Genomic DNA, 4,854 nt, shown 5'->3' on the forward strand with positions numbered 1-4,854 from the left:
AGTTCGGGGGCACAGGTCTAGGCCTTCTCCTGTCAAAAAAAATAGCCGTGCTCCTGGGTGGGAATGTGGATCTTCTCGATTCCGAGCCGGGTGTTGGCAGCACATTCGTTGTGACTGCCCAGGTGGCCCCAGTGCGACGCCTTCTACAGGGCCGACCTTGTGAATACCCACGTCTTTTATTTTAGCGGCTATGCCTTGCTCAAAAACGAGGGTTTATCAGGTTTGCTGACCATGATCCGCAATACGGTCAAGGAGAAGGAAGCCGACATTCTGATTATCGACGGCCTTGATAGTTTCAGCTTTGCTGATGACGGGATGCGTGAATTCAAAGAGTTCATCCATGAACTGCAGGCGGTCACGGCTCTCCTGGGGTGCACGACCTATCTCCTTTCGCCAGCTTCCGAGGGCAAAGACCTGCCGCAGCACAATCTTGTCGATGGGATCATGGAATTTACTCGCGCCCAGCGTGGTCCTCGATCGGTTCACGAGTTGGCGATTCACAAATTCCGTGGTTCTGACTATCTGCCTGGCAAACATGAAGTCGAGATCACGGATGACGGGATCGTGATTCACCCTCGAACTGAAGTTCATTTTGATAATCCCCCAGCCAATGCTACGGAAGAACGCATCCGCATGGGCTTTGGTATCCCTAAATTCGATAGCATGCTGAACAGCGGCCTCCTGTCCGGCACGTGCACTATTCTTTTGGGCGCTCCGGGAACTGGCAAAACCATTTTAGGTCTCCATTTCCTGATCGAAGGGGCCAGGCAGGGTCAGTCGGGGCTTTATTTTGGTTTTTATGAGCCTCCTCCACGTCTGATTGAAAAGGCGGAGCGACTGGGCCTTGGACTCAAACAATGGGTGGATAAGGGGCTGATTGAGCTGATCTGGCAGCCGCCCTTGGAACATTATGTGGACGCCCTTGCCGAGCAGGTGCTCGAAAAGCTACGAAGCGAATCCGAAACGAAACGGCGGAGGCGGCTCTTCATCGATGGCATTGAGGGCTTTCGCAATGCCAACGTTTATCCGGATCGGGCGCCACGGTTCATGTCCGCCTTCACTAACCAGCTACGCGCGATGGATGTCACAAGCCTGATCACAGATGAATTACCCCTCTTTGCCGTCGCGTTGGATATGCCTAACCCTGAGCTGGCGAATGCTGTGGAGGGAGTTGTCCTTCTCCGGTATGTCGAGGTCCAGGCTCAGATTCGGCGGTTGATTTCGATCCTGAAAATGCGGGAAAGCTCCTACGATACGGCGATTCGGGAATTTGAGATCACAGATCATGGTGTTTTGATTTCGGAATCCTTTGGCGCCATCGAATCGATTTTAACCGGCCAGGGACGTTCCGTTGGAAACAAGAAGACGAACAAGAAAACAGGAACGGTGCGCCAGGGCAAAAAGGGAGGCAAGCGATGAGCACCATCCTGATCGTCGATGACGAGTATGACATTGCCCAAGCGATTCGTGGCATTCTGGAAGATGAAGGCCACCATGTCGAAGTCTGCAGCAACGGCCGCCATGCGCTGCAGTGTATCAATGAAAAATTCTCCGATACAACGTTTCAGCTGATTTTGCTTGATGTCATGATGCCGTTTATGAGCGGACTCGACCTTCTGAAACACCTGCGGGACGATAAACGATTCAATCAGGTCCCCATTGTTTTAATGAATAATACTGAGATTAAAGTCAATCCAGCCAACTATCCTTGGAATGATTTTTTAAGAAAGCCCTTTGATTGCAAGACTCTTCTTAAGGTCGTCAACCGTTTCGTCCACGCGGATCAGGAATCGTAAGAGTCGAGTAGTTTTTGGGCCAAGACCAGACCCTCGTCTCGCGTCTGCCATTCTCCAACGCGCCAACGTCGTTTTAATTCCACCAGAAGCAGTCCCAACTGCGGTCCCGGTTTTGCCCCACACTGGGCTATGAGAGTCTGTCCATCCAGCGGAAGTTTGGTGCGACGCCGATGCCCGTGACGCGCTTCGATGCCTTCCAGCTCATCCAGCACACTCTTATGCTTGGGGTACATCACGCGCCATAGTGGAAGCAGGGTTTCCAGAAACGAGGCCCCATGGGTTTCCCACACATCGATATGATCCATCATCTCACCAGGGTCGTGGCCGATCTTATCCAATGGCACAAACATGGAAAGCACGACTTTGTTTTGGATGGCTCGCGATAACCTCAGATTCTGCATGGCTTCTTCAAACGCTTTTGCGTTATCACCCCATTTCAGCTGAAGCAAAAGGCCCAGTCTGGCCGGTGCCCTCTCCTCTTTTGTGCTGATTTTTAAGGCATCCAGGGTCGTGAGAAGGTCCTTAGGGAGGGATGTGATCCCCAACACAAGGTCCAGGATGCCCGTGGAGCTCATGGCGGACATAGCCGGCATCACGTGATCGCCCTGAAGGGTTTCCATCAGCTCATGCGTGATTCTTTCCTGACTGACCATGCGAAGACCCTGCCCTTCCTGGCGGCAGGCCTCCAGCGTGGGAGCATCTGGCGTAAATCCAAAGCGCGACCAGAAGCGGAACATCCGCATGATGCGAAGGTAATCCTCTCGAATCCTTTCGTGGGCCACACCAACAAAACGAAGACGGCCCAGGTTCAGGTCCTCCCGGCCGCCAAAGAAATCATAGATCCGGCCCTGATTGTCTTCGAACATCGCATTGAAGGTGAAGTCCCGCCGCTCTGCGTCCTCCTCAAAACTGCTGCCAAAGGCTACAGTAGCGCGCCTTCCATCGGTTGAGACATCACGTCTGAGGCTGGTGACTTCCATGCCCTGACCGGCCATGACGACTGTTATGGTGCCATGATCGATCCCTGTGGGTACGACCTTGATGTTTTTCTGCTTAAAAACTGTGCAAATTTGTTCAGGCCATGCGGTTGTGGCGACATCATAATCCTTGGGTTTGATGCCTAATAATCGGTCACGCACGCAGCCGCCAGCCAGCCGAGCCTCGTACCCGGCGTCTTCCAAGGTTTTGATCGCCCGTAGCGCCAGCGCATGACGGCCATCGGGTCCCAGTTCCGCCGCCGAAGCCCCCTGCCCTGGGTTTTTCTGTTTATTTTTTGCGCTATCATCCATGTCTCAAGGCCCTCCGCTGGCGTCCTTTCGATTGTGCCCGCCGATAGCCCCTCACGGAAGGGACTTTTTGTGCAAAAACGAGTCAAAGTGGAACAAAGCATTTCATCAACGCAACAATTTCAGTGGTACGTTGTTAATTATATTCAACAACAACATTATTGTTTGCGTTGTTGAATATAAAATAATCTGAATTGCCCTCATTTTAAGCAGACCTGCGAAAAGCGAGAATAACCCCCTTCCAGGTGATCAAAATACACCTGTATATTGGATGGATTTTGGATGCCATATTTCTTAATGATTTCGATATATTACAGATAATAGGGGGGTTAAAAGATCAGGCCAGGGGGGCGAAAACCGGTCGGGAAACGGAAATCAGCGGAAAAACGTTAGATTGATCAAAAAATAATCAGAAAAGCATCCAAACCAGGAAAAGAGGAGGGGAAGCACCCCCGTTTCTGCTCATGAACTAAACAAGAAAGCCGGATCAGCTTGAAGCGTTTCGTATTCCTGACATTCTGTTATGATACTCGACCTGTTCTGCATTCTTCCAGGCGGGTTAAAATATGGTTCATTTACCGGCACTTATACAGGATCTTGGGATCATTCTGATCACGGCGGCAGCCACGACACTCATCTTTAAGTGGCTCAAACAGCCTGTCGTGCTGGGTTATTTGATCGCCGGTTTACTCGTAGGTCCTCATGTCAGCTTCGTTCCCACGGTGGTGGATACCGAAAGCGTGAAAGTCTGGGCCGAGATAGGGGTTATTTTCCTGCTCTTTGGGCTCGGCCTGGAGTTCAGCTTTAAAAAGCTGGCGAAGGTCGGGAAGAGTGCCGGGATCGCGGCTTTATTCGAAATCATCACCATGACGAGCGTGGGTTATTTGTTAGGTCGGGCCCTCGGCTGGACCACAATGGATAGCCTGTTTCTCGGCGCCATACTGTCCATGTCCTCCACGACGATTATCATCCGTGCCTTTGATGAACTGGGACTTAAAGCCAAAGGCTTTGTCTCCTTGGTCTTCGGCGTCCTGATCGTTGAGGATCTGGCGGCCATCCTCATCCTGGTGCTCCTGACCATCATAGCCTCGCCGAATCCAGTTTCCGGCAGCGAGGTTCTCATTTCCACTCTGCGGCTGGGCTTTTTCCTTCTCCTTTGGTTTGTGGTCGGGATCTATTTCGTTCCAGGCCTTATGAAGAGGGTCAAGAAACATCTTTCCGACGAAACTCTGCTGATCGTTTCGATTGGACTCTGCCTGACCATGGTTATCATAGCCACCCAGGTTGGATTTTCCCCTGCTTTGGGTGCCTTTGTCATGGGATCCATCCTGGCCGAAACCAAGGAAGGTCTGCGCATTGAGCACTTGATCGTGCCAGTACGTGATCTGTTTGCAGCCGTTTTCTTTGTGTCCGTGGGCATGATGATCGACCCTAAAATCCTGATGGAAAACTTCGGCGTTGTGCTGCTGATCATCGCCGTGACTATTGTTGGCAAACTGTTTGGTTCGGGTCTGGGTGCACTTCTTTCCGGTCGTAGCTTGAGGCAATCCATGCAGGCGGGCCTCAGCCTTGCGCAAATTGGTGAATTCTCCTTCTTGATTGCAGCGCTGGGGGTCTCGCTCAAAGTTACGAGTGACTTTCTTTATCCGATTGTGATCGCAGTCTCGGCGGTGACAACATTCACCACGCCCTACATGATCAAATACTCAGGTCCTATTGTGACCTGGATTGAACGCCATATTCCGGCCGGCCTTCGCGAACGCTTAGCCCGG

At 51.8% G+C, this 4,854-nt stretch carries 5 protein-coding genes; 4 read left to right on the forward strand and 1 reads right to left on the reverse strand.

The features are described 5' to 3' along the window. From VE954_RS17890 to VE954_RS17900, 3 genes are all read left to right on the forward strand, one after another. Nucleotides 1-185, forward strand: a 185-nt coding sequence (locus tag VE954_RS17890; protein WP_324955212.1) for an ATP-binding protein, incomplete at its 5' end; no start/stop codon positions are given. Next, entirely contained in the window at nt 160-1,419 is a 1,260-nt protein-coding gene (locus tag VE954_RS17895; protein ID WP_324955213.1) for an RAD55 family ATPase, read from the forward strand. The genes VE954_RS17890 and VE954_RS17895, both read left to right, overlap by 26 nt. Further along, the gene (locus VE954_RS17900) at nt 1,416-1,796 is read left to right on the forward strand and encodes a response regulator (protein ID WP_324955215.1); all 381 of its coding nucleotides are present in this window, start codon (nt 1,416-1,418) and stop codon (nt 1,794-1,796) included. The genes VE954_RS17895 and VE954_RS17900 overlap by 4 nt, the downstream gene beginning before the upstream one ends. On the opposite strand, the gene VE954_RS17905 is transcribed toward VE954_RS17900, so the two are convergent. Then, nucleotides 1,784-3,085 carry a CCA tRNA nucleotidyltransferase gene (locus tag VE954_RS17905; RefSeq protein ID WP_324955217.1) on the reverse strand — a complete coding sequence of 434 codons (1,302 nt, stop codon included), beginning with the start codon at nt 3,083-3,085 and terminating at the stop codon, nt 1,784-1,786. The genes VE954_RS17900 and VE954_RS17905 overlap by 13 nt on opposite strands. A gap of 563 nt (nt 3,086-3,648) precedes the next feature. On the opposite strand from VE954_RS17905, the gene VE954_RS17910 reads away from it, so the two are divergent. Continuing rightward, the coding region (locus VE954_RS17910; RefSeq protein WP_324955219.1) for a cation:proton antiporter at nt 3,649-4,854 on the forward strand (1,206 nt) is incomplete at its 3' end.

This window comes from Oligoflexus sp. (assembly GCF_035638955.1).
Classification (GTDB): Bacteria; Bdellovibrionota_B; Oligoflexia; order Oligoflexales; family Oligoflexaceae; genus Oligoflexus.